Here is a 26,443-nt window from a genome sequence, read left to right as displayed (position 1 = left end):
TGCAGATAAGGATATTACCTATACATTCACCAACAAAAAAGCCCTGCGGATTAATTCCTGCAGGGCTTTGTCATAACAGCTATCGGTGTTACTGCGCGCTTGGTGTCTCGGGTAATGAAGGCGCGCCGCCGAGAGCTTGATAGAGCGTCATCATATTGGTGAGCTGGTTATAGCGGTTTTGAGCCAGTGCAAGCTCAGCGCTGCGACGGGTGTTTTGCTGATCCAGCCAGTCCTGCACGCCGGTGGCGCCAGCACGGTAGCGGGATTCAGCCACGGCCTCGGCCTGCTTCGCCAGCGTATAGGAACGAGAAAGCGCCGCTTCCTGTTTCTGATACTGCGTCCGCGCGGAGAGCGCATTTTCCACATCCTGAAACGCGGTATAGAGGCTTTGACGGAAGTTAACCACCGCCTGCTCATAGGCGTTTTTGGCAATCGCCGTATTCAGCCTGGCCTGATTGAACTCAATAAAGGGCAACGTCAGCCCGGCACCCAGCGTTGCTACGGGATTTTGCAGCAGGCTGAGTAGCTGCGCACTGGATGTACCAATTGAGGATGTCAGGCTCAGGGTTGGGTAATAGCTGGCGCGGGTGGAATCCGCATCCGCCAGCAGGCTGCGAAGGCGCATTTCTGATGCCTGAATATCCGGCCGATTGGCCAGTACCGAAGCAGGAATCGCCGCATTCAGCTCTGGCATGGCCAGCGTTGGCAGGTTTTGAGGATCAGGCACGCTGTGATCAGGCGACTGGTTAAACAGGATAGCCAGCGCGTTTTGCGCTTCGACTTTCTGCTGCTCAAGGTCGGCCAGATCCGCCTTTTGCGATTCCACATTCTGCTCAGCCTGCAGCAGCTCCAGATTGGTGACCGCACCGGCGCGATACTGCACCCGCACCAACTCCAGGGTTTTCTGGTTGTATTCGATACTGGCCTGCGAGGTGGCAATGGACTGGTTCAGGTAGGCAATCTGCCAGTACAAGTTCGCCACCGTGCCCACCAGTGTCAGCGCGGTTTCGGCTTTGTCCTGCTCGGTCGCACGCGCTTCCCAGGTATCAGCATCACGAGCGCTGGCCAGTCGGCCCCACAAATCCAGCTCGTAACTCAGGTTGCCTGACAGGCCGCTGGAGTCGGACTTGCCACCATTTTCCAGATCTCGCTGCTGCGAGCTGCTGGCCGAAACCGACACATCCGGCGTGAGGTTGGTGGCCGTAAGCCCGGCCTGCAGCCGCGCCGCCTGAACTTTCAGGGTCGCCGCCGCCAGGTCGTTATTGGTGGCCAGTGCGCGGTCAATCAATTGATTCAGCACCGGGTCATGAAAGACTTCCCACCAGTGATCCGTCGCCAGCACCTGTTCGCCCGTGGTGGGCTGGTGCCAGCTGGCAGGAATATCCAGCACCGGGCGCTCATAGGTGGTTTGCGTCAGGGAGGCACAGCCGCCCAGTGTCATCGTCAGAGTCAATGCGATGGCCGCAGACAGTGGCCGCCAGCGCAGCATAGGTTGCTTATTCACGAGCCAAGGCCTCTATAGGATCAAGACGTGAGGCATTCCGCGCAGGCAGGAAGCCAAACAGCACGCCGATCAGGGTGGAACAGATAAACGCTGAGACAATCGACAGTGCCGAGAACACCATCGACAGGGACGAAACGAAGTAGCTGAAGATCTCGCCGATACCGAAGGACAACAGAATCCCGAGGGTGCCGCCGATCAGGCAGACCAGCACGGCCTCGATCATAAACTGCTGCATGATATCGAGCTGACGCGCACCCACCGCCATGCGAATACCGATTTCACGGGTACGCTCTGTCACTGAAACCAGCATGATATTCATCACGCCGATCCCGCCGACGATCAGTGAGATCACCGCGATGGAGGAGATCAGCAGGGTCAGAGTCGTGGTGGTTTTCTGTACGGTTTTCAAAATGCTGTCGGAGCTACGGGTGAACACATCCTTGGTGCCGTGACGGGTCGTCAGCAGGTGTTCAATGCCCTGCTGCGCCACATCGCTGGAGACACCATCGGCCACACGCACAGTGATGGAGCTGAAATACTGCTGGCCGGTCAGTCGGCTCATCACCGAGGTGTACGGCATCCAGACATTCAGGTTCTCATCGTTAAAAGCGCTGTCACTGGGGGCCGTCACACCGATAATAGTGACCGGCACATTACCGGCCAGCACGATTTTGCCGAGGGCATCACCGCCATTGGGAAAGAGCTTTTTGTAGGTGTTCTGGTCAATCACCGCCACCTGGGCGCGCTGGTCGATATCCATGGTTTGCAGGCTGCGCCCTTCCTGAATATCCACGCCTTTGACGCGGAAGTAGGCATCACTCACGCCCTTCACCGACGCGCTGACCACTTCACTCTTATAACGAAGCTGCACCGAGTTGGAGATATTCGGCGTCAGGCTGTCGACATAGACCTGCGCCCGCAGTGCTTCCAGATCCGACGGCACCAGCGTTTGCACCCGAGAGGAGCGAATATCCCCCCAGCCTTTACCGGGAAACACGTCAATGGTGTTGGTGCCGATGGAGTTAATGTCACTGATGACCTTCTCCCGCGCGCCATTACCGACCGCCACCACGCTTACCACCGCCGTGATACCGATGATGATGCCGAGCATGGTCAGCAAGGTACGCAGGCGGTGACTGGCCATCGCCAGCCAGGCCATGCGAAAAGCCTCGATAAACAGCCCCCAGCGAATTTTGAACGCCGAAGAGGCCGACACGCGCTCGCCCCGCTCCCGCTTCACCGCTTGCGCCGGGACGTAGTCCGGGTTGGCTTCATCCGAGAGAATCTCGCCATCCTGAATACGGATGATGCGCTGCGCCTGTTTGGCGACGTTCGGGTCGTGGGTCACGATAATGATGGTGTGCCCCTGCGCATGCAGCTCTTTCAGAATCTGCATGACCTCAACACCGGAATGGGTATCCAGCGCACCAGTGGGCTCATCCGCAAGGATGACTTCACCGCCGTTCATCAGCGCACGGGCAATACTGACACGCTGCTGCTGACCACCGGAAAGTTGCGCCGGTTTATGGTGAATACGCTCATCCAGCCCCAGACGGCCCAGCAAAGCGATTGCCCGTTCACGGCGCGCCTTGTCATCCGCACCGTCATAAATGGCCGGCATTTCAACATTGCCCACGGCATCAAGGTGCGAGAGCAAATGATAGCGCTGGAAGATAAAACCAAAGTGGCTACGGCGAAGCGCGGCGAGTTCATCGGTTTCCAGCTCGCCGGTCTCTTTGCCATTGACCTTGTAGGAGCCGGAGGTTGGGCGATCAAGACAGCCCAGAATATTCATCAGGGTGCTTTTACCTGACCCCGACGCGCCCATGATGGCAACCAGCTCACCGGCCTGAATGGACAGGTTGATTCCCTTAAGAATCCGCACCTGTTCATCTCCCGAGGCGAAGCTGCGCTCAAGGTTGGTAATTTCCAGCAGTGCATCAGACATTAGTCACCTCACATGCCGGGTACAGGGCCGCGACGGCGGCTGCCGGAGCTTGAATTGGCGGCTGCGGCAGTGACGGAATCCCCCACCAGAATACGGTCGCCCTGCTCCAGGCCATCCGTTACCTGAATGTAGATGTTGTCCTTAAGACCCGTGGTAATGGTGCGCTTCTCCGGTTGGTTCTGGGCACTCATCACCGTGACCTGATACTTGCCACCACCCAGGCTTTCACCCAACACCGAGAGCGGAATCGACAGCGCATCCTTGGCTTCGCCGAGCACGATGTTGACCTCAGCGGTCATAAAGATGCGCAGGCGATGGTCAGGGTTTGGAATATCAAACTGGCCGTTGTAGTAAGTGGCTTCGGCACTGATGGTCGAGGCGGAAGTATCGTCGTCGGTGATGGATTCAGGCGCAGGCGCGACAGATTCCAGCGTACTGTCGTACTGAGTATCCGGGTCGCCCAGGACGTTAAAGTTCACCGGCATACCGGACTTCACCTTGATGACATCCGCCTCGGAGATTTCTGCTTTGACCGTCATGGTGTCGAGATCCGCCAGAATCAGAATGGTCGGCGCCGACTGGGTGGATACCAGTGTCTGGCCTTCATCGGCTTCGACCGCGACGACCACGCCGTCCATCGGTGCCAGAATTTTGGTGTAGGCCAGATTGGTTTTGGCCGTATCCACTTCAATTTCTGCCTGAGTAATCTGCGCATTCAGGGATTCGATATCCGCCGTGGTGCTGTCCAGATTGGCCTTGGCCGATTCCAGATCTGCCTTGGAGGCCGCATTGCTCTTGCTCATGGTCAGCTGGCGCTGATATTCGAGGGTGTACTGGCGCAGCATCGCCTGGGAGGATTTCTTCTGGGCCTGTACACTTTTCAGGGATGCCTCGGCGTTTTTGAGATCGTTCTCTTTGACGCTTGGGTCAATCACCGCGAGCAAGTCACCCTTCTTTACCGTATCGCCCAGCTTCACGTTCAGGGTTTCCAGCTGACCGGATACCTGCGCACCGACATTCACCTGTTTGGAGGCATTCAATACGCCGGTCGCCGCCACGGTCTGGCGAATATCCCTGGGTTCTGCCTGTACGGTCACATACTGCGGCGCCGCAGGAGTGAACCAGCCACGCGCAAACCAGGCGCCCGCGGCAATCACCACGACCAGCACCCCGGCTGAAATCAATTTGCGTTTAGTTGATGGTGTCATGGCACGTATTCCTGAAGACCTGTTTCTGGGCTGGCCTGCCAACACTGGCTCAGCTTTTTTGTCGCGCTGAGTCATGAGCCATCCAAAGATGAGAATGAGTTAGGTTTAGTATCCCGATTGCTCTGTAAAGTAACAACGGACATTGCGTTCTAAATGTTTCACCAATCTATCAAGGAGTTAGGAAAGAACGGGCAATGTAAGCCGCAGGTAAAAAACCCGGCGTGTGGAAACCCTGTGTCGTGATTGGGTGGTTCACTTGGAGAAATAAGTTCGCGCGGTTAGACACCGAAAAGGCGCTGATCAGTCGATACTCGGAATAAGCACAGGCTGCGATTGGCAGAGTCAGTCAGGACAGGAAGACGTGGAAAGAAACACAGGGATTCTGATTAGCGTGGCAAGAAGACAGAAGAGAAAGCTTCGGGGCCTTGCGGCCCCAGAAGACAGGTCAGTGACCTAAGCAGTAGCTAGACTGATTAGTGAGCGTGACGAGTCTGAGGCAGAGCAAACAGGCCTTTAATGCGGGTTTTCAGCGCACCGGCCAGCTGGCTCAGATAGTCGTACTGCAGTTCACGGGACAGCTCGACATAGTAGTCAGTATCCACATTACCGAAAGCATCACGCTTCAGCTCTGCATCGTAGTAATAATTCACACCTTCAGCGGCATTTTTACGGTTATCAGCAGTGTTGATCGCCATTTTCGACTCCAGATGTTGTTAACTTACATAACTCATACTAAGGTCGAAACAGGCCTTGCAAAAGCGAGGCTTTCTAACCAGAATCCTGAGATTAACTCAGCATTTGGGATACGCTTATGCGCCGGTTACCTCCGCTCAATGCGCTTCGCATGTTCGAGTCTTCCGCCCGTAATGGCAGCTTTGCCGCGGCCGCTGAAGAACTTTTCGTCACCGCTTCGGCAGTGAGCCACCAGATTAAATCCCTTGAGGAATATTTGGGTGCGCCACTCTTTAGCCGCAGCAAGCGCAAGGTTGAACTGACTCCCGCCGGAGATCAGTACCTGACCGCCGTGCGCCATGCGCTGGATGAAATCGAGATTGCCACCGAGCGGCTGATGACCACCAAGGATGGCAACGTCATCAATATCAGTGTGGCGCCCAACTTCCTCACCCGCTGGCTGATGCCACGCATGAGCCGCTTTCAGGCGCTCTACCCTGATATCGAATTGCAGATTAACGCATCCATGGGTTTGATCGACTTCAACAAGTCGACCACGGACATGGCGGTCTATTTCGGTAATGGCGAGTGGGATGATATCGAGGTGCACTACCTGCGCAGCGTTCTGTTAGCGCCCATGTGCAGCCCGCAAATGGCTAATGGCCTGCATCCGCTGAAAGCGCCGGAAGACCTGAAACACCACACCCTCATTTATGTGAACAAGCGCAAGTACGAATGGGAAGACTGGCTGGAGCTGGCTGGCGTGAACTTCACTCACACCAAGGGCAGCCTGCAAATGCCAAGCAGCCAGCTGGCAACCGCAGCGGCGCAGGAAGGTCTCGGCGTTGCTCTGGCCGACGTTACACTCACCTCCCGCGAACTGGCCTCAGGTGCGCTGGTCGCCCCTTTTGATATCCGTCTGGATACTCATAAAGCCTTCTACCTGGTCTATAAAAAACACCGCCCCCTGACGCCCGGAATGCTGGCGTTCAAGGAGTGGATGATGACGGAAATGCAGGCAGGGATTGAGTGAGAAGCTGATTAAACTCAAAAAATCTTCAACTACTAAAATGGCAAAGGATCAGGATCAGTATCAATAATATCGTCAAGGACTTCGTCCATGCCATAAGCCTTTTCAGATACTACTTGATATAACTCTGCCATTGAGTCGCGAGCCTCTCTAGTTCCAAGCTCTCGACTACTGTATGTAATACACTGAACACCAACAAGGTCAATAACTCTAGCAGTTACCTGAATATCTTGATCTGGTGGATAATAAGACATAAATATTGAGTTATCCTCACCCTTCCATATTGACCAAGAGTGCTTGTAGTCATATTTAAAGAATAGCTCACCTTCATGACTGCCTTTTATAACATTCTTAATAAGCCCAGAGTTAGATATCATCACATTAACAGCTCTAACAAACTTACTCATTTCGATACCTCAACTAGGTCATCAATACTTTTTACACTAAGATGTCTAAGCCTTTCTCTCAACTCACTTACCAGCGCCCTTTTCTTTGGTTCAGTTAAACGTCTTCTGTCAGAAACCATATTTTCAATACTTTCAATCATCTCAATAAAATGGCTTTTTATTTTTTCATTACCTTTTAGCTGGCCTAAAATCTCATTAAAAATATTTACAATTCTCTCACACTCTTCACTATCTTTAGCGTTATATTCATTAAGCCTCTCAATCTTTTCTTTCAACTCTGATAATGACAGCTGCTGAGAATAATTCATCAAAAGAGTAAAGACAGATGCAATTTTATCTTTATTAGAAACAAAGATATAAATCGCAATACCCGATGCAAGGACAGTCATTACATTAGAAAGAAAAGAGATCCATTTCATTAACTCTTCCAATGACACCCCCATAATAGAGAAAAATTCGACAGCATTCAGAATACATTTTATTAACATTTAAAATTAACAGGTGCAACTTTTAATAAAAAAGCCCGCTAAATAGCGGGCTTTTGCTTTGATAAGACTAGCGTAGTTCAGGATCAGGTTTCGCGAACCTGCTCCAGGAAGAACATATGCTTCTCATACTTATCCAGTACGTCTGCCAGCAGATGGTCACGGCTGTAACCGTAAACATCGTAGTTCTGGCCGCCTTCGCTAAGGAAGACTTCAGCACGGAAGTAACGCTTCTCTTCCTTGGCCTTCTCTGACGTGTTGGGCATCAGGAAGGAAGGTGGCGTGTAAGGACGCATGCGCACACCGTAGAGGAAGTCGATCTCGCTACCGTGGAGGATTTCCAGCACCACGCGGTCTTTGCGTGCCTGTACATCCACCTCGTAGCCCTGGGAGCGATATTCCTCAGCCATGGCATTCATCGCTGGTGCCACTTCATTATTCAGGAAGTTTTCCACTTCACCCTTGCTCGGGAAGCTGGACATGGACTGAATGCGCTGGCGCCAGTTCGGGCCTTTGCTCGCCAGCATGGGCGATACAGGCGTGGAGTTGGCAGAGTTGAAAGACGCACGCTTGGTAGAGTCGATCACCAGTGCTTTATGCAGGCCGTAGCAGGCAAACAGCAGGATCGCAGCGAACGGCAGTGCGCTCACGATAGTCGCGGTTTGCAGGGCTTTCAGACCACCGGCCAGCAGCAGTGCAATCGCCACGATACCTTCACTGGAAGACCAGAAGATACGCTGCCAGATCGGGGTATCGTCATGACCGCCGGAAGCCAGCATGTCGACCACCATGGAGCCGGAGTCAGAAGAAGTCACGAAGAAGACCACCACCATCAGCGTCGCCAGCAGGCTCAGTACACCCGAGAACGGGAACTGCTCCAGGAAGGCAAAGAGTGCCAGTGCGGTGTTCTGGTTAACGGTGTCACCCAGTGAACTCAGACCCTGATTGAGGATCAGATCAATCGCGGAGTTACCAAACACGGTCATCCAGATCATGGTGAAACCGGCAGGTACGAACAGCACACCCATCACGAACTGACGGATAGTACGGCCGCGGGAAATACGGGCGATAAACATACCGACGAACGGAGACCATGCAATCCACCAGCCCCAGTAGAACAGGGTCCAGCCGCCAATCCAGTCGTTAGGCTTGTAGGCGTAGAGGTTGAAGGTCTTGTCGACGATGTCAGACAGATAGGCACCGGTGTTCTGCACGAAGGTTTTCAGCAGCAGCGCAGTGGGGCCGAGAATCAGGATAAAGAGCATCAGCAGGACAGCCAGGCCCAGGTTCAGCTCGGACAGACGACGGATGCCTGTATCCAGACCGGATACCACGGAGATGGTCGCCAGGCCGGTAATACCGATGATCAGCATGATCTGAACGGTGGTGTTTTCAGGCAAGCCAAAGAGGTGCGCGAGCCCTGAGTTAACCTGCAGTACGCCGTAACCCAGTGACGTTGCCACACCCAGAACGGTACCCAGAATCGCGAAGATATCGACCGCATGACCAATCGGGCCGTAAATACGATCACCGATGATGGGATACAGCGCTGAGCGCAGAGTCAAAGGCAGCTTATGACGGTAGCTGAAGTACGCCAGAATCAACGCAACGACCGCGTAAATTGCCCAGGCATGCAGACCCCAGTGGAAGAAGGTCAGCTTCATCGCCTCGCGGGCAGCATCGACTGAACCGCCATCCCCGACGGGCGGTGCCAGAAAGTGCATGACAGGCTCTGCCACGCCAAAGAACATCAGACCGATACCCATACCAGCCGAGAACAGCATGGCAAACCAGCTGGTGTAGCTGTAGTCAGGTTCGGAATGATCCGGCCCGAGCTTGATCTCGCCGTGTCGCGACAAGCCAAGATAGGCCACAAAAATCAGGAAGATTGCGACGGCAAGGACATAGAACCAGCCGGCGTAATCAATGATGAGAGACTGTAAATCCCCGAAGAACCCCTGCGCGGCTTCTGGCCAGATCACCGCATAACCTACTAAAAGCAGGAGAAGCAGTGCTGATCCGAAGAACACCGGCGGGTTTATTTTACTGTTCTGCGTCAGCTTAGAACCCATGAATGTTACCTTGATTGGTTTCCTGTTCGTCACGGATCCTTCCGTGACCCCAAGTTAGATTTCCACTAAAGGAAGACGGCCACGACTATGGCAACCCAATACTTAGAGGTCAAATAAAATATCTCAACCACTGTGGTTAGAAATAGTTTGAAAAAAGGAGGCCGACCCGGCCATTCCCCTGTCTTGACACTCTCTGTTATTCGCTGGAAACAACGAGAAACCTGGCATTTTACCGGCATTCCATGGCCTAATAGTGGCATCAAAGCCGACGCTTCTGAGTGCTATTTGCGACGTTTCACACTCTGTGCTGAAACGCACTGTAATGCCGTTACATTGCCGTTCACATTACGTTGATGACTAAGGTTTACGCCTGACATTCAGCCAATGAAAGCTGACAAAAATGACTCTGAGAAAGATCACGACAGGCAAAACCGGCAGGATTTTCAGTGACTTGGGGCACCTGCCGGCGAGTTAAAAGCCCCAGTGCGACCACTCAGCGCAGCCAGAGAAATACTTACGCGTGGTTAACAAGTGATTAGAGAGCACCCATAAAAAAACCCGACAGCATCACCTGACGGGTTTACAGATACACCTGGGTTAAGCCGCTCAGTGAAGGGCTTCAGCCCTGAGCCACTTCCTCAAGCAATGCCTCTGTGGTTCGCACTCTGCCCATATAAGGAAAGTACCCTTCCACACTTTGACGATGAGCCGCTTCACTCATGGTCGACATGGCATCCTCGATAAAGACCACATCAAAACCCAGATCGGCTGCTTGTCGCGCGGTGGATTCCACACCGATATTGGTGGCAATACCCGTCATGATGACCGTGGTAATGCCGTTACGACGCAGCACTTGCTCCAGGGGCGTGCCATAAAACGCACCGATCTGACGCTTCACAATCACTTCATCACCGTCTTCCACTCCGCAGTCCGGCACCAGCGCGAAAGGCGTCTCCCCCATATTTCCCTGTGGGCGTGGCAGGCTGGCATCAGTATTCATGGCACGGAATTTCGTCGGGTCCACGCGCACAAAGAGGATGGTTGCGCCTTTAGCGCGCAGGGCATCGGTTACGGCTCGGCTATTGCGGATAACCGTTGCCGCATCATGTGGCGCGAGCTCACGGGCAGCGTTGCTGAATTGCAGGTCGATGACGACGACGGCAGTGGCGGAATAATCCAGAGAAAGGGGTTGTCGGGCGGAGGTGGCGGAAGAAGGCATAACGTAAAATCTCCAAAATATGAGGACACCCTCACAAAATTATCACTACAATGTGAGGATGTCATCACATTCCAAAACTCAGCCCCCTGCCCGCCGTGTTCCCCGACAGGAACGCGCAGAGCGTCGCATCCGTACCATTCTTGATTCGGCAGAGCAGATTTTTGTCCGGGACGGCTACCAGAAAGCGACGATGACGGCGATTGCTGAACTGGCTGCAACGTCGATTGGCTCGCTGTATCAGTACTTTCCCGATAAGGCCGCCGTCGCTCTCGCCCTTCGAAAGCATTACGCCGAGGAAATGGCGAGCCGCTGGAGCGCCATTGAACAGAGCGATAGCCCTGAAGCCGTAAAGGAACAGGAAAGGGAACAGGAAGAAGCTGCGCCACATTCGGACAGTGTCGAAGCGCTGGTGGATGCCATCATCCGCCTGATGACCGACTTTCTCGATGAACACCCTGCCTACTTGCTACTGCAGGAGGCGCCGCTTAATTATCAGCGCGACCCGGATGCCCGCCTCGCCCTGCGCGAAAGACTCGGTGAGCTTCTGGTTCAACGCCGCGCCGCTATTCAGGACAATGCCACCCTCACCGCAACGGTGATGCTACAAATCGTCAAAAGCCTGATTCCTCTCTATCGGGATGCCGATCAGACTCGCCGCCTGCAGATCATTCGTGAGTATCGCCTGGCACTGCTGAGCTATCTGTTACCGCCCAACGCCTGAGACATCGAAGCCCTGCCCCTGCCACGCTCTCCCCAGTAACGAAAAAAGCCCCCGAAGGGGCTGAAAAAGAAGGATGCCGGTAGCGAGTGAGGCTAGCCGCCGGCATCCGAAACCTGTCGCGGACCTCAGTAAATAAAGGTCATCGCCACGTTGTAGACCAGCGCTGCCGCGAAGCCCAGAGGCGCCGCACGGAACAGCAACTGCGGGAACAGGCTGGAACGGCTTTCTTCCGAAGTACAGGCACCCAGAATCAGGCTGCCACCGGAGGAGAAAGGCGAAATAGAGGTTGCCTGTGCGCCCACCACGATACTGATAAAGATGATCATGGGGTCGATACCCAGGGTTGCAGCAATGGACGGCACGATGGGGAACAGCGCCGGCGTCACCACACCCAGCGTACTGGCGAACAGGGACATCAGCGCACCCACGACACCAAAGGCCAGAGGAACCAGCGCCGCAGGAATGGTGGTGCCAATCCAGGAAGCCAGTGAGTCAATCGTGCCTGCCTTGATCGCGATGGAAATCAGCATGCCCACACCACAGATCATGATGATGGTGCCCCAGGGCAGAGAGGCAATCGCTTTACGCTCATCACCCAGTTTCAGCATCAGGGCAATGACCGAGAACACGCTGGCAATCAGGCCGATATCGACTTTGGAGTTGATGAAAGTAATGGCGCTGCTTTCCGGCAGGACGATGTGCAGGATCGGGAAGATCAGCACCAGTGCCATCATCAGCACGGTCAGGAACAGGGTCATTTTCTGCTGGGAGTTAAAGGCCTGCGGCAGTGCCGAGCCGATATCCGCCTGCGCCATGCGCTCACGGTTGCCACCCAGGAAGACCATACCGGTAATCACGATCAGCGGGATTACCAGCGTACTGATAAAGATCCCCAAGGCATCGGTGAAGGCCTGCTCATCGCTGATGCCAGCATTCATCATCAGGCCACGGAAGATAATACCGCTCTGGCTGGAGACGAAGTTGGCACCGGCCAGCGCACCGTAGTTCACGGACATCGCGCCGATAATCATGCTCATGCCGGTACGCTGGCAAAGCAGCAGCGTCAGCGGTGCCATAAAGGCCAGCACGGTGTAGTAACCGGCACCGAGACCGGAAATCAGGGTTGCGGTGGCAAATACCGCATAAGGCAGCAGATGCGGCGCATTGCGGCAGCGGTACATCAAATGCTCAGCGAGACGCTCCAGCGTACCGTTGATGGTGGCAAAGCTGTAGAACAGCGATACCGAGAAGATGATGAAGAAGATTTTCAGTGGCCACAGCTTAATAACGTCCGCGGGTTTCATCCCCATGACGAAGCAGCCAATGATGTAGGCAAAGGCAATGGCATACAGGCCGATGTTAATCCGGGTCTTGTAGCCGAGCACGATGGCCAGGGCGATGGCCCCGACAACGATTAGACTCAACATGGTTTTATCCTTCTTGTTTTATCAAGTACTGCTTTGAGTAAGCACGAGGAGCCCGGCCCTCAGGCCAGATGGAAGAGCGAACGGGGGTTGTCCTGCAACACCTGTTTTCTTTCTTCGGCATCGGCCAACAGGGCCTCCATAATGCCGTATTGCGCTTCGTAAGAGGTAACCTCTTCGAACTGAGTGTGCGGCCAGTCACTGCCCCACAGCATTCGGGATACACCACCCATCGCCTCGCGCAGCAGTTTCATCATGCGCTGCATGGCATCAAGATCCGTGTTGTTGCGATAGCCGGCAGACACCTTCACCCACAGCTGCTCATTGTCCAGCAGCTCAAGAAAAGCGCGGTGTCCTTCAAAGAAGGGAGAAAGCTCGCCCTGAGGACGGCCGAAGTGGTCAATCACCACCTGCACGCCGGATTCCAGAATCGCCGGAACAAAGTCAGCGATGTCATCCGCATGACGGTGAATTTCAAGCGACCAGCCCACCTGTTTGAGCTTTTTAAAGAAGCTCTGCCATTCAGACTGGCTGTAATCTGCCGGTGTTTTACCAATCAGATTGAGGCGGGCGCCCACGGCACCAGCGCGAGTCAGTTGCTCAAGCGCAGGTTCAGAAATGTTGGGCTCAACCACGACAACGGCTTTCAGACGATCACTGTACTGACGCACGGCATCCAGCATGTAGCTGTTATCAGTACCGAGGAAACTGGGCTGAATCAGCACACCGTGAGAAAAATTATGGGTATCGAGATGCTGAATGTACGCCGCCAGAGTGGCGTCGTAGTCCGGGCTGTAACGACGGCCGGAGGTCATGGGCAAGTCCATTGCGAACACATGAGCGTGGGTATCAACCCCGGTAATTGGGCGTGGTGCGTGGCTCATACTTCTACTACCTGCTGGGCATGAGGTGCATCGGGGCACCTTCTAATGATCTATTTATATATTCATCTATATGAATTGACCAAAATAGCCACAGACTGAATCGGAGTCAATTAAGACCAAAGTCCAATAAGCATCGCTGTAAAAGCAGCAAAACGCTCGTATCGAGCGGGGTTGAGCAGGATCATGATTCGTTCAAATAACAAGGATTGTGATAGGGGACAAAGGATCAGCCGTGGACGACAGCCGGTTGATAGGAGTAAATTGCCCTTTTTTGCCTGCTTGGACTAAGCCAATGGCCGCTTCATTTATCGGACAAGACAGCCGATTGCCGCTTTACCAACAAATTCGCGATGACATGCTCTCGCGCATCGCTAACCGGGAATGGATTCCGGGACAGCCTATCCCGACGGAAGCTGAACTCACGCAGCGCTATGGCGTTGCCGTCGGCACCCTGCGCAAAGCCGTTGATACCCTGGTGCAGGATGGCTTGCTGGAGCGTAATCAGGGCCGTGGCACGTTTATTCGCCGCCCCAACTTCAACGCCTCCTTCTTTCGTTTCTTCCGCCAGCTGAATGCCGCAGGCAGCCATGAAGTCCCCCAGAGTCTGATCACCTCCCGCACGCTGGAGGCACCTTCAGCGGAGATCAGGGCCGCGTTGTCATTGGCCGAGGGCGAACAGGTGATCCATCTGGAGCGTCAGCGTTTGCTGGGTGGCGAGGTTGTCTTTGTAGAGGATATCTGGCTGGCTGGAAATAGCTTTGCGCCCTTGATGGACATTGACCCAAGCGAGTATGGCAATCTGCTCTACCCGTTTTACGAGGAAAGCTGCGGCCAGTTGATTGGCTCGGCCAAGGAAACCTTAAGCGTCTCAACGGCGGATGAATCCACCGCGAAAAAGCTCTCGGTAGAGACCGGAGCACCGATCGCCATTATCGAACGTACTGCGCTCAGTTATGCGCGCCAGCCGCTGGAATACCGGTTGACCCGTGGCGCGGCAGGCACCTTCCGCTATCAGATCGAGATTTCCTGAACAACGATTGGCTTCCGGAGCCATTCCCTCATGATGAAAACCCGCCTTGCGCGGGTTTTCGTTTATTCAGGTTTCAGCACCAGTGCCTCAATCTCTGCCTTGCAGCGCAAAAGTGCATCCACCAGCAAGGATCGCTGTCGTGCAAAACGATGAGCGGGAACGGCAATCGACAGTGTATAGCGCTCAGCGGTTGCCACCTTCAGGACCACACCCAGGGCGCAAACGCCCTCGCTGTTTTCCTGTTCATCAACACCCATGCCCTCTTGCGCCTGTACCCTCAAAACACTGTGCTCAAGTGCGGCCATCTGAGTCAGCGTTGACTCGGTGTAGCCTTCCAGATTGAGTTCCTGTAGTCGCGACGCCAGCTCTTGCGTACTGAGCTGCGCCAACAGGGCCTTGCCCTGTGCCGTGCTATGCAATGGGAAAGCAGTTCCGATGGGCGAGACCACCCGTAACTCCTGATCCGAGGGGTAATGATCCAGCAGCACCGCATGCACACCCCGCTCGACACAGAGATCAACCGTCTCACGGGTACGGCGCCCCAGGCTTTCCATAAAGGGTCGAGCCAGTGCGACAACATCCGTATGAGCAGAGGCCGCCAGCCGCGCCAGGCCTGCACCCAAGCGCCAACCGGTCCGGGTATGACGCACAAATTGCTCGCTTTCCAGTGCCGCCAGCAGACGATGCACGGTGGTTTTCGGTAGCCCGGTCTGGCGCGCCAGCTCGCCCAGAGCCAGACCATCGGCATGAGGTTCCAGCGTTCGCAAAATGAGAGCCGCACGGGCAATAACCTGACTGCCGCCGGACTCCTTTGCGCTTTCATCCTTTGCTTTTTCATTCTGTGATGCCACGCAGTGTTTCTCCCGCTGCTTTGACCTGAGGGGTTGGAGTCTAGCATACTCACCCGTATAAAATGGAACACCATTCCGATATATGGAACATCATAAGCACAGGATAAACTCATGACCACCCCTCACCCGCTTACCGGCTGGACGCTGCTTCTGGTGGCCAGCCTTACCATCATGGTCGGCTGCGTTGTCGCACCGGGCTTACCCGAGATTGCTGCGGCGCTTGGGGTGAGTGAACACGCCAGTTTTCTGATTACGCTGCCTTCGCTGGGCGTGGTGGTTTTCGGTCCGCTGGCGGCCTTCTTTATTCAGCGTACCGGGCTTCGTAGCGCATTAATGATCGGTCTGGTGCTCTACGCTGTGCTGGGTTTTAGCGTGCTGTGTCTGAGTGGTCCGCTATGGATTTTTCTCGACCGGCTGCTACTCGGCGGCGCAACCGCCATCGTGATGGCATCCGGCACCGGCCTGCTCTCCAGCTTTTATGAAGGCAAGGCGCGGCTAACGATGATTGCCCGACAGGGGATGGCGATTGAGCTGGGTGGCGTCGTACTGCTTGCAGTCGGCGGTACGCTTGCCAGCCTGCACTGGTCATGGCCCTTTGGGTTGTATGGACTGGCACTGGTGTTCCTGCTGCTGGTACTCGCTTTTGTGCCAGAAGCGCCTGAGTTAGACGAAGACACAGAGGGTAACGTTAATGCAGGAAAAATCCCTGCCAGTCTGAAAAGCGTGTATATCGCGGCCTTGCTGTCGATGACCTGTTTTTTCACCGTGGTCATCATTCTGCCCTTCAGCTTGAAAAGCCTCGGCCTCAGTGCCACTGGCAGTGGATACTTCCTGAGTTTTATCTCGCTCATCGCGGTGGTCGGCGCTGCGCTGATGCCACGGGTATTACAACGCCTCGGTGAGCAGCGCACTCTGGCGCTTGCCTTTGTAGGGTATGCCCTTGGCCTTGGAATACTGGCCGCCACGCAGAGTCTCGGTTTTTACACTGCGGCAGCGATACTGGTAGGTCTCGGCTTTGGCTTTTCAGTGCCTTTGGTGAATCACATGACCATTGAGCAAAGCCATCCGGCAGTACGCGGTAAACATCTTGCTTATCTGTCCATGGCGATCTTTATGGGGCAGTTTCTGTCTTCCTTTGTGGAGTCAGTGCCGCTTCCCACACAGGCGACCTTTGGGCTGGCTGCGCTACTGGCACTGGTATCGATCGGACTGTTACAGATTCTCCATCAACGCCAGCGCAAACAGCACGGCGCTATTCAGACCGGTTAGCACAAACAGAGAGACTCAGTTAATACACAAAAAAGTGGCCGAAGAGCTGCGTTCAGAACCACCCGGTAAACGATGGAACGTCAGCGGTGGAGCTTCCCGTAGAAGGAAGCCTAAAGTCGCAAGGAAGCATCAGGTCATTGAACAGTAAAAGATGGCTGGCGATCGCCAATCTGCAGCTGTTACACTGCCTGCTCTTTGAGAAACGGCGCAGTTTATAAAACAGGCCTGGCTTGTAGAACTGTCAGCTCAAAGAGATCTGTCATCCTTTCGATGGCCGTAAGCGTTTCACGTCAACCAACGCACCCCGGAAGCCCGTCAGCCTTGCGCTGTCGGAGGTCTTTGCTGATCTCAAAAAGAGCATCAGCAGCCATGCTGTCCGGGATGAACTCGACCATGACGGAAATGCTTATGACAGCCTCATCCCTCTCGCGTTCTGCGCGTTTTCAGCTCTATTTTCTGACCTTTATCATGGTGGTGGCCTACCTCTGCGTCGCTATCGCCCTGACCGTTGTTCCTGTTTTCACCAGTCACGATCTCAAGCTTAACGGCGCCTGGGCCGGGCTGGCCGTGGGAAGCGCCTTTATGGCGACCTTGCTCACCCGTGGACCGGCTGGCGCCTGGGCCGATAAGCACGGCACCAAGCCTGCATTAATCCGCGGTTTGATCGTCTATATGGTGGGCTCGCTGATTGGCGCCGCCCCCGTATTGCTCACGGATCAGCCTTACCTGGCCTTTGCGGTACTGATTATCGGCCGCCTGCTGATCGGCGTCGGCGAAAGCCTCGCTGTGGTCAGCTTGTTGTCCTGGTGCATCGGCTCGGTGGGTGCGAAGAACAGCGGCAAAGCCATCGCGCTTGCAGGTGCTGCCATGTACGGCACCCTTGCGGCAGGCGGACCTATTGGCCTCTTTCTTTATGATCACCTGGGCTTTGCCGGCACCATGCTGGCCAGTGCCGTACTGCCTGTCGTTGCCCTGATCGCTATCCTTCCCAAAGAAGGTATTGCGCCGCAGGCATCGCCGAAAAAGCGCCCTTCCTTCCTCAGGGTCATGGGCAGTATCTGGGCTGAAGGCGGTGTGGTTTGCCTGCAAGGTATTGGCTTTGCCCTGATCGGCGCCTTTTTTGCACTGCACTTTCGTGAGCAGCACTGGAGCCATGCAGGCCTCGGGATTACCGCCTTTGGCGCCGGTTTTGTGGTCATTCGTCTGGTCTGCGGCCATTTGCCTGATCGCATGAGCAGCCTGAAAATTGCCCTGATGTCGCTGGTGATGGAAACCCTCGGTCAGGTGATGATCTGGCTGAGCCCCTCGCCAATGCTGGCCCTGATCGGCGCCTTCCTGACCGGTACCGGCTGCTCCATGATTTTCCCGGCGATGGGCCGACGCGTGGTGCACCGGGTTGAGGAAAACCTTCGGGCCACGGCCCTTGGCGGTTTTTCAGCCTGTCAGGATCTGGCCTACGGTTTTTCAGCCCCGGTCGTGGGGCTACTGGTGAGCTATGCCGGTTATCCCAGCGCCTTTCTGGTGGGAGCCATCGCGGCGGGGCTTGGGGTTGCACTGGTGATCTTCATGGGCACCAGGGAAAAAGCAGCCGATAGCTAAAGCGCGCGGAATCACAAACGATTCCGGCATCGTGACACAAAAAAAGAGCAGCCAATGGCTGCTCTTTTTTCAGGCGGTTTTCAGCGCCTCGCTGATCGCACTGAGCGCTTTCTCCCGCGCGGTTGCCTGCGGCATCATCAGATTGATCATCACCTCGTCCGTGCCATAAGCCCCAGCAAGATCACGAAGTCTGACAACAACCTCTGGCGCGGTTCCGTAAATGAGGCGCCCTTCATTTCGCTGACGTACCGCCAACTCACTGACAGACCATTGATGATCAGCCGTCGTCGTCAGTGACGGCACCCGTTCAAAAGGAGAGCCGCTTTCGGCATACATCAGCCATAAATGAAAGGCAGCGGCATAACGCTCCGCTTCCTCCTGTGTGTCACCTATGGCGACAAAGACAGCAGTCACAACGTGCGGCTCAGGTGCAAATCCTGTTGGCTGGAAAGCCTCACGATAGGCTTGTGCAGCCAGCGGGCCATCATCACTCGGATTAATGAAATGAGCAAAGGTGAAACCGATGCCTGCTTTCGCCGCCGTCTGAGACGTGGAGCCAGAAGCGCCCAGGACAAAAGGCTGTGGTTTATGTGCACTCTCGGGATGCGCTTTCATCCCCTCATACTGAGAGCCATGCTCATGCTGGCCGGTGATAAAACCCAGCAGGTCCGCCACTTTTTGGGTGTACGGTAAAGAACGCCGCTTTTCATCATTCAGCGCAGCACTCGTGCGCTGATCCGCCCCGGGGGCACGACCAAAGCCGAGATCCACCCGTCCGGGAAACAATGCCTCCAGCAGCAGATAGTTTTCAGCCAGTTTAAGACTGCTGTAATTAGGCAGCAGTACGCCACCTGAACCGACGCGAATAGTCTTGGTAGCGGCGGCAATACGAGTCATAAGAATTTCAGGTGAATTGCTCACCGTGGCAGGCATGCCGTGGTGCTCGGATACCCAATAACGTGAGAAGCCCTGTGCTTCGGCCTGCTGTGCAAGTCGAACGGTAGATGCCAGTGCTTCAGTTGCGGTTTGCCCCTCATCCACAGGCGAATAGTCAAGAAGACTAATTTTTAGAGCCTTGCACATGCCTCACTCCCCTGCGGTGTTGGGCCACACCACATCCAGCCTGCTGTGAGTAATCCGCCAGGCACCTTCAATACGCTGGTACTCATCGACATAGAGACCCAGCAACAACAGCGGGTTTGGATCAGGCTTGGAAGCGGTTTCAAAGTCGATCAGATAACAACGACCCACCGCGGTGTCCGGACCTGTCAGTTGAATCGAATGATTACTCACCGCGTGCATAAAGGGATAGTAACCACGTTCATCACGGTCGAAGAGCGCAAAAGCGTCCTCCAGTCCTGCGCGAATGGCATCAATGCCTTCCATCTTGCCAACCGTGACTTCCACCTGTGCATCAGGTGCAAAAATCTGCCCAAGCTCATCCATGTTACCGCTATCCAGGCAGTGTGAATAACGCACTCTGAGCTCACGGATTTCCTCGCGATCGATTAAGGCATCAAGTCTGGCGTTCATGGGTTACCTCCTATGCATGACGTTTGTTGATGATCCCTGCCCCCAGTCAGAATCACGTCAGTGGGCGACAGGGATAAGATGCCTTACTTTATTCCCATTCAAACAAAAGATAATTTAGCCTCTACTCAAAACATTCAGGAATCACAGGACAAAATGAAAGCACTACCGGATCGCTTTTCAGGGATAGAAGCTTTTATGGCGACGGCGAGGACTGGCAGTTTCACCGCCGCGGCCGATGAACTGGAGATGACGCCTTCGGGCGTGGCCAAAAGCGTAACGCGACTGGAAACGCGGCTTGAGTTAAAACTTCTGCATCGGACGACACGTCGTTTAACACTGACCTCTGAAGGAGAAGCCTATCTTGCCGCATGTCATCGCGCTCTGACCGAGTTGGATTTGGCAGAATATGGGCTAGCCCCCAAAGACAAAACACCCCAAGGGCGAGTGCATTTGAGTTTGCCCGGAGCGTTTGGCCGACGCCATGTACTTACTGCTCTGCTGGCGATGGCAAATCGCCACGACAGGCTCGATCTCTCCGTATCCTTTACAGAGCGCACACTGGATCTGGTACAGGAAGGCTATGATCTGGCCGTTCGGATTGGTGACTTGGGTGATGATGCCAACCTGGTCGCAAGACATTTGGGAACGCAGAGGCTGGTCATTTGCGCATCTCCCGACTATCTGGAAAAACACGGCCCCATCACCCAGCCTCAGGCACTCATGCATCATGACTGTATTATCGGCGCGCGCCGCTCACCCCGACAGACCTGGTTATTGCGAGCGCAGGATGGCCGTGCGCTACAACAGGAAATTCGTATTCGTCACGAATTCAGCGATGGGGAAGCCATGCTGGCAGCCGGAATCGCTGGCGCAGGCGTTATGCAGATGCCGACCTGGCTCGTGAACGACGATCTTGCCAATGGCAGGCTGGTGCAATTACTGGATGACTTTGCCGGGGGAGAAATGCCTATTCATGCGGTCTGGCCCAAAACACACTTCATACAACCGAAAGTTCGAGCGGTCATCAAGATGCTACAAGAACTGGCAACGCAGCCAACCTCCGGCTTTTCGCCTTAGGCATCGGCTAATAGTTGGATAAGCGTCCACGACGCAGGTAAAAAAAGAGCAGCCATTGGCTGCTCTTTTGCTTTTCTCTGACGAGGTTTGTTCAGAGGAAAACGGTAGTGATCTCGGGAATAAAGGTGATCAGCAGTAACGCGATGATCATCCCCAGCACCATGGGGAAGGCGCCGATAAATACGCGCTGCACCGAGGTCTGACTTATCTGGTTGGCGATAAAGAGGTTGCCTCCCAGCGGCGGCGTCACAAAGCCAATCCCCAGGCCGATGATCAGAATCATGCCGAAGTGGTAAGGATCAATGCCGTAGGGTTGTAGCAGCGGATACAGCAGCGGCGTCAGAACGATGATGGATGCCAGAGTATCCATAAAGCAGCCGACAAACAGCAGCAAGGCAATCACCGCCAGCAGCGTCAGGGTCTTGCCGGTGACACCGCTGGAAATAATCGCCGCCATGGCCTCCGGCACCTGCTGGGCAGAGAGAAACTTGCCCAGTGCCACCGCAAAGGGAATCAGGAACATGGCAACAACGGTCATCAGCGCCGAGCTGGAGAAGACCTTGTACATGTCGCGCAAACGAATTTCCTTGTGCACGAAGGTGCCGATGATAAAGGCATACAGAGAAGCAATTGCCGCCGACTCCGTGGGGGTAAAGATGCCGGAATAGATACCACCGAGGATGATGACCGGCGTCAGGATTGCCCACTTGGCATCCGTCAGCGCCTTCCAGCGCGAGGCTTTGGAGCCCTTCTCACGCTGTCCGCCCCAGTTATTCTTCTTCGAGACCAGATAGGCAGGCACCATGATGCCAATCGCAAAAAGAATGCCTGGCAGAATGCCGCCGAGGAACATGGACGATACCGAAGTGCCGGGCTGGGTCACGGCATAAATGATCATCGGGTTCGAAGGCGGAATGATAATGGCGATGACACCCGCACAGGCCGTAATACCGGCAGCAAAGCCACGGGAATAGCCCTGACGAATCATCTCAGGAATAGTAATCGAACCAATGGCCGCCACGGTTGCCGGCGCTGAGCCAGACAAGCCGCCGAACAGAACCGAGGCAAACACCGTGACAATCGCCAGACCGCCCGGCAAATGCCCGACCCACTCATCGGCCAGATTGAGAATACGCTTGGCCACACCGCCAGTGGACATCAGCGTTCCGGCCAGCACGAACATCGGAATCGCCAGCAGCGGGAAGCTGTCGAGAGACTGATAGGCATCCAGCGCCATATCGATGGTATCCAGGCCCATGGCATAAAACGCCACCAGCAGCACGGCGCCCAGGGCAATCGAAACGGGCACCAGCGAGAAAATCAGGACAAAGAACAACAGGACGATCAGGCCAACCTGCAACTCGCTCATGGCTGCACCTCCGCATCAGACGCAGGCGTTTGCATGGTGTGGCGATAGCTCTCCACGATGCTTTGCAGCAGTCGCAGAATCGTCAGGCCAAAACTCAGTGGCAGCACCATCAGCATAATCCAGTACGGCAGCTGTAAGCCTTCCGTCTCGGAGCCAAGCATGTGGTGAAATTCGATGGCAGAAACAGAGGAAGTAATAAAGAAGCCGCAGAACACCATGAAGATGATTTTCGAGAGAATCTCAAAAAAGCCGCGCAGTTTGCGATTCGATACCGGGATCAGGTCAATGATGACGTGGCTATTGGTTTTCACAGCCCAGGGCACACCAATAAACACGATACAGATCATCAGGGTCCGGCAGACCTCATCACTCCATGAGGAGGGGGAATTGAATACATAGCGGCGGATGACTTCCAGGTTCAGCAAAATGGCGATGCCCGCCATCATGAGAGAACACAGAAACTCTTCGAAGCGGCGCTCTAGCAGGCGTAATACTCTCATAACTCACCTCAGGGCCAAGGCAGAACAACGAGAGCCGAATGGTTCGGCCCCCGCTTGTACCTCAGGGGCGTAGCTTATTTTTTCAGGGAGGCTTTCAGTGCTTCAAAGAACGCAGTTTCATCGTCATTGAAGCCATCAGTGGCGGTTTTCACTGCAGAATCCGTAATTTTGGCCGCAAAGGCGGCTTTTTCTTCAGCACTGGGTTCATGGACAGTGACACCGTTAGCTTTCATTTTGGCAATCGCGTCGGTCAGCGCCTTGTCAAAGTTGCCACGGGTCTGGGCGACCGCATCATCCGCCGCTTTCTGCACCTGTTCCTGAACATCCTTGGGCAGCTTGTTCCAGGTACGGGCATTCACCAGCATAAAGGAAGGGTGCGGCTGGAAGTTCAGCATATTGAAGTTCTTGCCCACTTCCTGCAGCGCAAAGGACACCGCGGTGATCGGCGGAATTGCCAGACCATCGACCGTACCGGTCTGCAGTGCGGTGTAGACCTCTGAGATGCCCAGCGTGTTGGCACCGGCGCCCAGATCACTGATCATGCCGCGCTCAACCCGGCTTGGGGTCACACGGAACTTCATGCCATCCATATCTGCAGGCTTAACGACAGGCTTGCTGGTCAGCAGACCACGGAATTCAAAGGGCGTTGCGTACAGGAGACGCAGGTTTTTCTTCGCCATCAGCGCCTGCAGGTCATCAACCAGCTTGCCCTGCAGGTGACCCTCTTTGTAGAAGATACCCATGGCATCATCGACGTTATCGACAATGTACGGCACATCAAAACTACGGATTACCGGCACCACAGAACCCAGCTGAGCGCCGGAAGACTGCGCGCCCTGCACGGTGGAACCCAGTTGGGCTTTCTGCAGCAGCTGGGTGTCATTACCCAGAGCGCCGCCAAAGCTGATTTTGATATCCACCTTGTTGTTGGTGTACTGCTCAGCCAGCTTTTCAAAGGTGCTCAGGGTCGAGCCCCAGGGCGAACCTTCAGGAGTCGTGGTTGCCATCATCAGGCTGTAATCAGCAGCCTGACTGGCGCTGGCACCCAGCATGGCAGCACACAGCAGGCTGATTTTGCCCAGACGGCGCAAACCGGTATGAGTGCGAGTCTGTTCAGGGGCGATCTCATAGGACTCATATGACATGGGAATACCTCATTCTTGGATTTATAGAAGCGGCGCTGCCGCCGGGTATGTGTCATTCTGCCCGGCCGTCCTGACCGGGCAGCACAGCATCAGGCGTGGGCCGGAACGTCACCGATCTCGCGCATTTTGGAATTGAGCAGATCCGTCAGCTCGCGAACGATCCCGGCATAGGCCGGATCGCTGTAGCAGTTAAAGAGTTCCAGCGGGTCTTTTTCGCAATCGAACAGTTCCCACTCCGGCTTCTCGCCACCGGGGTTGGTGCCGGGCAGATCAAAACCGTCGTTGTACCAGTAGATCAGCTTGTAGCGCTGGTTACGCACACCGTAGTGGGCATAGGCGTTGTGGTGCTGGTCGCGGTGCATCCAGTAGCGGTGGTACGCCACCTGTGGCCAGTCGGCAGGAGTATTGCCTTCCAGCAGCGGGCGGAAACTCGCGCCCTGCATGTAGTTGGGCACGGTGCTACCGGCGTAATCGAGGAAGGTCGGGGCAAAGTCGACGTTGCAGACGATATCGCTGCACACCGTGCCAGCCTTGATGGCCTTCGGATAGCGGATCACAAAGGGCATCTGGAAGGATTCTTCGTACATGAAGCGCTTGTCGAACCAACCGTGTTCGCCAAGGAAAAAGCCCTGATCCGAGGTGTAAATGACGATGGTGTTATCGGTCAGGCCCTCTTCATCGAGGTAATCCAGCATGCGGCCGACGTTGTCATCAATCGAGGCAATGGTGCGCAGGTAACGCTTGATATAACGCTGGTATTTGAAGTGCGCCAGTTGCTGCTGGGTTTCAAAACGGAAGACTTCACCGGTGTCTTTATCGATCAGCTTGAAGGTGGATAGATCGCTCGGCGTCGGGATCTTGCGATCCGATGAACCCACGAAGGAAGGCTCGCCAATCTCGCTGCCGCCTTCGGGCTGCACCAGCCCCAGATCAAAGTAGGTGATGTCGCCGTCGATTTTCATCTTCGCGGCGGCAGCGGCTTTCGCCCGGTTTTTGTAATCGTCCTCAAAGGTATCCGGCAGGCTCACATCCTCGGTGTAGAGGTCTTCGTACTTGCGGTCGTATTCCCAGGAACGGTGCGGCGCCTTGTGGTGGCACATCATAAAGAATGGCTTGCTCTCATCACGGGCTTTGAGCCAGTCCAGACATTTGTCGGTGATGATGTCAGTGGCATAACCCGGCACACGAATATGCTCGCCCATCTCGATCATTTCAGGGTCAAAGTACTCGCCCTGCCCTGGCACGACGGACCAGAAATCAAAGCCGGAGGGTTCATGGTCAGAACCTTCCCCCAAATGCCATTTGCCGATCATGGCCGTCTGGTAGCCATCGGTATGCAGATGCTTGGCAACGTTCGGCAGGTGTTTGTTGATTTTGGAGTCCAGCGTCACCACGCCGTTCACGTGGTTATAGGTACCGCAAAGGATGCTGGCACGGCTGGGGGTACAGATGGAATTGGTCACATAGCAGTGATCCAAACGCATCCCTTCATTGGCGATACGGTCAATATGCGGCGTGTGGTTGATGCCCTGCCCGTAACAGCTGATCGCTTTTGAGGCGTGATCATCCGCCATAATGAAGAGAATGTTCGGCTTCATGGTGCTTGCTCCCCTGCGAGCTTGCGGAGGGTTTCTCCCAGTCGGTCACTGACCCGGTCGAGAACCTCCACGTGATGACGAATATGAGCCTGCATATCCAGTTTGGGGATGGCCGGCTCAGCAATGCATAACAGGTGCAACGGGCGCCCCTGAACATCACGAACCAGCTTGGCAAAGCGGCGAACACCGCGAACGTTACCCACTTCATCAAAGGCCACCTGATCAGGATCAACCCTATCGATCAGCTGACGGGTTTCCAGCGCCTTTAAAAAGGTTCGCTCAAGCCCGGTGGTGAAGAAGGCATCGGTTTCCAGATGCTGGACAATGTGATTCCAGCCGTAAGCACTGAGGAACAGCCTCGACGGCGCATCCAGCTCATGGATCGTACGGCGAAAACCCTTGTGGGCACGCAGCTTGATCGCCATTTCGCTGTGCTCGCGTTTGGCATGCCAAACCAGTTGTTTGTTCTCGTAGAGAAGCACTTCCGCCGACTGCTCGGTGGCATCGACGATCTCTTCCAGCGCCCACTCGAGCTGCGCATCATAGGCCTGAGACAAGCCCAGGCTTTTGCGAATCTCGAACGACGAGAGGTATTCCCGTCCGGCATTGCGCTGCACATACCCCGCTGCTTCCAGCGTGGCCATGATGCGAGAGAGGGTTGAAGGCGGGATATCACTCTTGCGGGCAATATCCATCATGCTAAGGGGTTTCATTTCCCCGGACAGCAGCTCCAGCACCTTTAGTGTTTTTATTACTGGCTCAGAACTCACGGTTACGACTCCGTTGTCATGGTGAGAATTTTGTGGGAGAGCAAAAGGCAGATCAATCCATATATGGATGCCGTAACACCATATATGGAAATATCAGCACATTCCATGACCAAAGTTGTAGCCAGGCA

At 54.9% G+C, this 26,443-nt stretch carries 24 protein-coding genes; 6 read left to right on the top strand and 18 right to left on the bottom strand.

What is annotated here, in order from left to right; genetic code table 11:
• Nucleotides 1–88: 88 nt before the first annotated feature.
• The 4 genes from ACKC9G_RS14440 to ACKC9G_RS14425 form a co-directional block, all read right to left on the bottom strand.
• Nucleotides 89–1,504 (bottom strand): efflux transporter outer membrane subunit, encoded by a 1,416-nt coding sequence (locus ACKC9G_RS14440; protein ID WP_411406600.1) that lies wholly within the window; start codon nucleotides 1,502–1,504, stop codon nucleotides 89–91.
• A complete protein-coding gene (locus tag ACKC9G_RS14435; protein ID WP_411406598.1) occupies nucleotides 1,497–3,452 on the bottom strand; it encodes a MacB family efflux pump subunit in 1,956 nt (651 codons plus the stop codon). Before ACKC9G_RS14435 ends, ACKC9G_RS14440 begins: the two co-directional genes overlap by 8 nt.
• 8 nt (nucleotides 3,453–3,460) lie before the next feature.
• On the bottom strand, nucleotides 3,461–4,660 hold the full coding sequence (macA, locus tag ACKC9G_RS14430; protein WP_411406596.1) for a macrolide transporter subunit MacA: 1,200 nt from the start codon (nucleotides 4,658–4,660) through the stop codon (nucleotides 3,461–3,463).
• A 473-nt stretch (nucleotides 4,661–5,133) separates the two neighbouring features.
• On the bottom strand, nucleotides 5,134–5,355 hold the full coding sequence (locus ACKC9G_RS14425; RefSeq protein WP_411406594.1) for a hypothetical protein: 222 nt from the start codon (nucleotides 5,353–5,355) through the stop codon (nucleotides 5,134–5,136).
• 116 nt (nucleotides 5,356–5,471) lie between these two features.
• On the opposite strand from ACKC9G_RS14425, the gene gcvA reads away from it, so the two are divergent.
• Nucleotides 5,472–6,365 (top strand): transcriptional regulator GcvA, encoded by an 894-nt coding sequence (gcvA, locus tag ACKC9G_RS14420; protein ID WP_411406592.1) that lies wholly within the window; start codon nucleotides 5,472–5,474, stop codon nucleotides 6,363–6,365.
• Nucleotides 6,366–6,397: 32 nt separating this feature from the next.
• Here the strand turns inward: gcvA and ACKC9G_RS14415 are convergent, their stop codons facing one another.
• The 4 genes from ACKC9G_RS14415 to ACKC9G_RS14400 form a co-directional block, all read right to left on the bottom strand.
• Nucleotides 6,398–6,769, bottom strand: coding sequence for a hypothetical protein (locus ACKC9G_RS14415; protein WP_411406590.1), 372 nt, complete (start codon nucleotides 6,767–6,769; stop codon nucleotides 6,398–6,400).
• Nucleotides 6,766–7,188 (bottom strand): hypothetical protein, encoded by a 423-nt coding sequence (locus ACKC9G_RS14410; RefSeq protein WP_411406588.1) that lies wholly within the window; start codon nucleotides 7,186–7,188, stop codon nucleotides 6,766–6,768. Before ACKC9G_RS14410 ends, ACKC9G_RS14415 begins: the two co-directional genes overlap by 4 nt.
• A gap of 152 nt (nucleotides 7,189–7,340) precedes the next feature.
• A complete protein-coding gene (locus ACKC9G_RS14405; RefSeq protein WP_411406586.1) occupies nucleotides 7,341–9,326 on the bottom strand; it encodes a BCCT family transporter in 1,986 nt (661 codons plus the stop codon).
• A gap of 619 nt (nucleotides 9,327–9,945) precedes the next feature.
• The gene (locus ACKC9G_RS14400) at nucleotides 9,946–10,545 is read right to left on the bottom strand and encodes an isochorismatase family protein (protein ID WP_411406584.1); all 600 of its coding nucleotides are present in this window, start codon (nucleotides 10,543–10,545) and stop codon (nucleotides 9,946–9,948) included.
• Between the two features lie 58 nt (nucleotides 10,546–10,603).
• Between ACKC9G_RS14400 and ACKC9G_RS14395 the strand changes: the two genes are divergently transcribed.
• Entirely contained in the window at nucleotides 10,604–11,266 is a 663-nt protein-coding gene (locus tag ACKC9G_RS14395; protein ID WP_411406582.1) for a TetR/AcrR family transcriptional regulator, read from the top strand.
• A 125-nt stretch (nucleotides 11,267–11,391) separates the two neighbouring features.
• On the opposite strand, the gene ACKC9G_RS14390 is transcribed toward ACKC9G_RS14395, so the two are convergent.
• A complete protein-coding gene (locus ACKC9G_RS14390; protein ID WP_411406580.1) occupies nucleotides 11,392–12,693 on the bottom strand; it encodes an SLC13 family permease in 1,302 nt (433 codons plus the stop codon).
• A 59-nt stretch (nucleotides 12,694–12,752) separates the two neighbouring features.
• Entirely contained in the window at nucleotides 12,753–13,574 is an 822-nt protein-coding gene (locus tag ACKC9G_RS14385; RefSeq protein ID WP_411406578.1) for an amidohydrolase family protein, read from the bottom strand.
• A gap of 292 nt (nucleotides 13,575–13,866) precedes the next feature.
• Here ACKC9G_RS14385 and ACKC9G_RS14380 point away from each other — a divergent pair, with 292 nt between their 5' ends.
• Complete coding sequence (locus ACKC9G_RS14380) at nucleotides 13,867–14,604, top strand: GntR family transcriptional regulator (protein WP_411406576.1); 738 nt, start codon at nucleotides 13,867–13,869, stop codon at nucleotides 14,602–14,604.
• 62 nt (nucleotides 14,605–14,666) lie between these two features.
• On the opposite strand, the gene ACKC9G_RS14375 is transcribed toward ACKC9G_RS14380, so the two are convergent.
• Nucleotides 14,667–15,455 (bottom strand): IclR family transcriptional regulator, encoded by a 789-nt coding sequence (locus ACKC9G_RS14375; protein WP_411406574.1) that lies wholly within the window; start codon nucleotides 15,453–15,455, stop codon nucleotides 14,667–14,669.
• Nucleotides 15,456–15,566: 111 nt separating this feature from the next.
• Here ACKC9G_RS14375 and ACKC9G_RS14370 point away from each other — a divergent pair, with 111 nt between their 5' ends.
• Nucleotides 15,567–16,724 carry an MFS transporter gene (locus ACKC9G_RS14370; RefSeq protein WP_411406572.1) on the top strand — a complete coding sequence of 386 codons (1,158 nt, stop codon included), beginning with the start codon at nucleotides 15,567–15,569 and terminating at the stop codon, nucleotides 16,722–16,724.
• A gap of 408 nt (nucleotides 16,725–17,132) precedes the next feature.
• Nucleotides 17,133–18,323: an arabinose transporter gene (locus tag ACKC9G_RS14365; protein ID WP_411406570.1), complete on the top strand. Its 1,191-nt coding sequence runs from the start codon at nucleotides 17,133–17,135 to the stop codon at nucleotides 18,321–18,323.
• Between the two features lie 69 nt (nucleotides 18,324–18,392).
• On the opposite strand, the gene ACKC9G_RS14360 is transcribed toward ACKC9G_RS14365, so the two are convergent.
• Both ACKC9G_RS14360 and ACKC9G_RS14355 read right to left on the bottom strand, forming a co-directional pair.
• The gene (locus ACKC9G_RS14360; RefSeq protein ID WP_411406568.1) at nucleotides 18,393–19,406 is read right to left on the bottom strand and encodes an LLM class flavin-dependent oxidoreductase; all 1,014 of its coding nucleotides are present in this window, start codon (nucleotides 19,404–19,406) and stop codon (nucleotides 18,393–18,395) included.
• A 3-nt stretch (nucleotides 19,407–19,409) separates the two neighbouring features.
• Complete coding sequence (locus ACKC9G_RS14355; RefSeq protein ID WP_411406566.1) at nucleotides 19,410–19,856, bottom strand: nuclear transport factor 2 family protein; 447 nt, start codon at nucleotides 19,854–19,856, stop codon at nucleotides 19,410–19,412.
• A 153-nt stretch (nucleotides 19,857–20,009) separates the two neighbouring features.
• On the opposite strand from ACKC9G_RS14355, the gene ACKC9G_RS14350 reads away from it, so the two are divergent.
• Nucleotides 20,010–20,933 (top strand): LysR family transcriptional regulator, encoded by a 924-nt coding sequence (locus ACKC9G_RS14350; RefSeq protein WP_411406564.1) that lies wholly within the window; start codon nucleotides 20,010–20,012, stop codon nucleotides 20,931–20,933.
• A gap of 91 nt (nucleotides 20,934–21,024) precedes the next feature.
• Here ACKC9G_RS14350 and ACKC9G_RS14345 read toward each other — a convergent pair whose 3' ends face one another.
• The 5 genes from ACKC9G_RS14345 to ACKC9G_RS14325 all read right to left on the bottom strand — a co-directional run bounded on the left by ACKC9G_RS14345 (nucleotide 21,025) and on the right by ACKC9G_RS14325 (nucleotide 26,315).
• Nucleotides 21,025–22,302, bottom strand: coding sequence for a TRAP transporter large permease (locus tag ACKC9G_RS14345; RefSeq protein WP_411406562.1), 1,278 nt, complete (start codon nucleotides 22,300–22,302; stop codon nucleotides 21,025–21,027).
• Nucleotides 22,299–22,802 (bottom strand): TRAP transporter small permease, encoded by a 504-nt coding sequence (locus ACKC9G_RS14340; RefSeq protein ID WP_411406560.1) that lies wholly within the window; start codon nucleotides 22,800–22,802, stop codon nucleotides 22,299–22,301. The genes ACKC9G_RS14345 and ACKC9G_RS14340 overlap by 4 nt, the downstream gene beginning before the upstream one ends.
• A gap of 74 nt (nucleotides 22,803–22,876) precedes the next feature.
• Nucleotides 22,877–23,947 (bottom strand): TRAP transporter substrate-binding protein, encoded by a 1,071-nt coding sequence (locus tag ACKC9G_RS14335; RefSeq protein ID WP_411406558.1) that lies wholly within the window; start codon nucleotides 23,945–23,947, stop codon nucleotides 22,877–22,879.
• An 89-nt stretch (nucleotides 23,948–24,036) separates the two neighbouring features.
• Nucleotides 24,037–25,545, bottom strand: a complete 1,509-nt coding sequence (locus tag ACKC9G_RS14330; protein ID WP_411406556.1) for a sulfatase — start codon at nucleotides 25,543–25,545, stop codon at nucleotides 24,037–24,039.
• Entirely contained in the window at nucleotides 25,542–26,315 is a 774-nt protein-coding gene (locus tag ACKC9G_RS14325; RefSeq protein ID WP_411406554.1) for a helix-turn-helix domain-containing protein, read from the bottom strand. The genes ACKC9G_RS14330 and ACKC9G_RS14325 overlap by 4 nt, the downstream gene beginning before the upstream one ends.
• Nucleotides 26,316–26,443 lie beyond the last annotated feature (128 nt).

The sequence above is a fragment of the Pokkaliibacter sp. CJK22405 genome, from assembly GCF_046614695.1.
Lineage (GTDB): Bacteria > Pseudomonadota > Gammaproteobacteria > Pseudomonadales > Balneatricaceae > Pokkaliibacter.
This window is presented reverse-complemented; position numbering and strand designations above follow the sequence as displayed.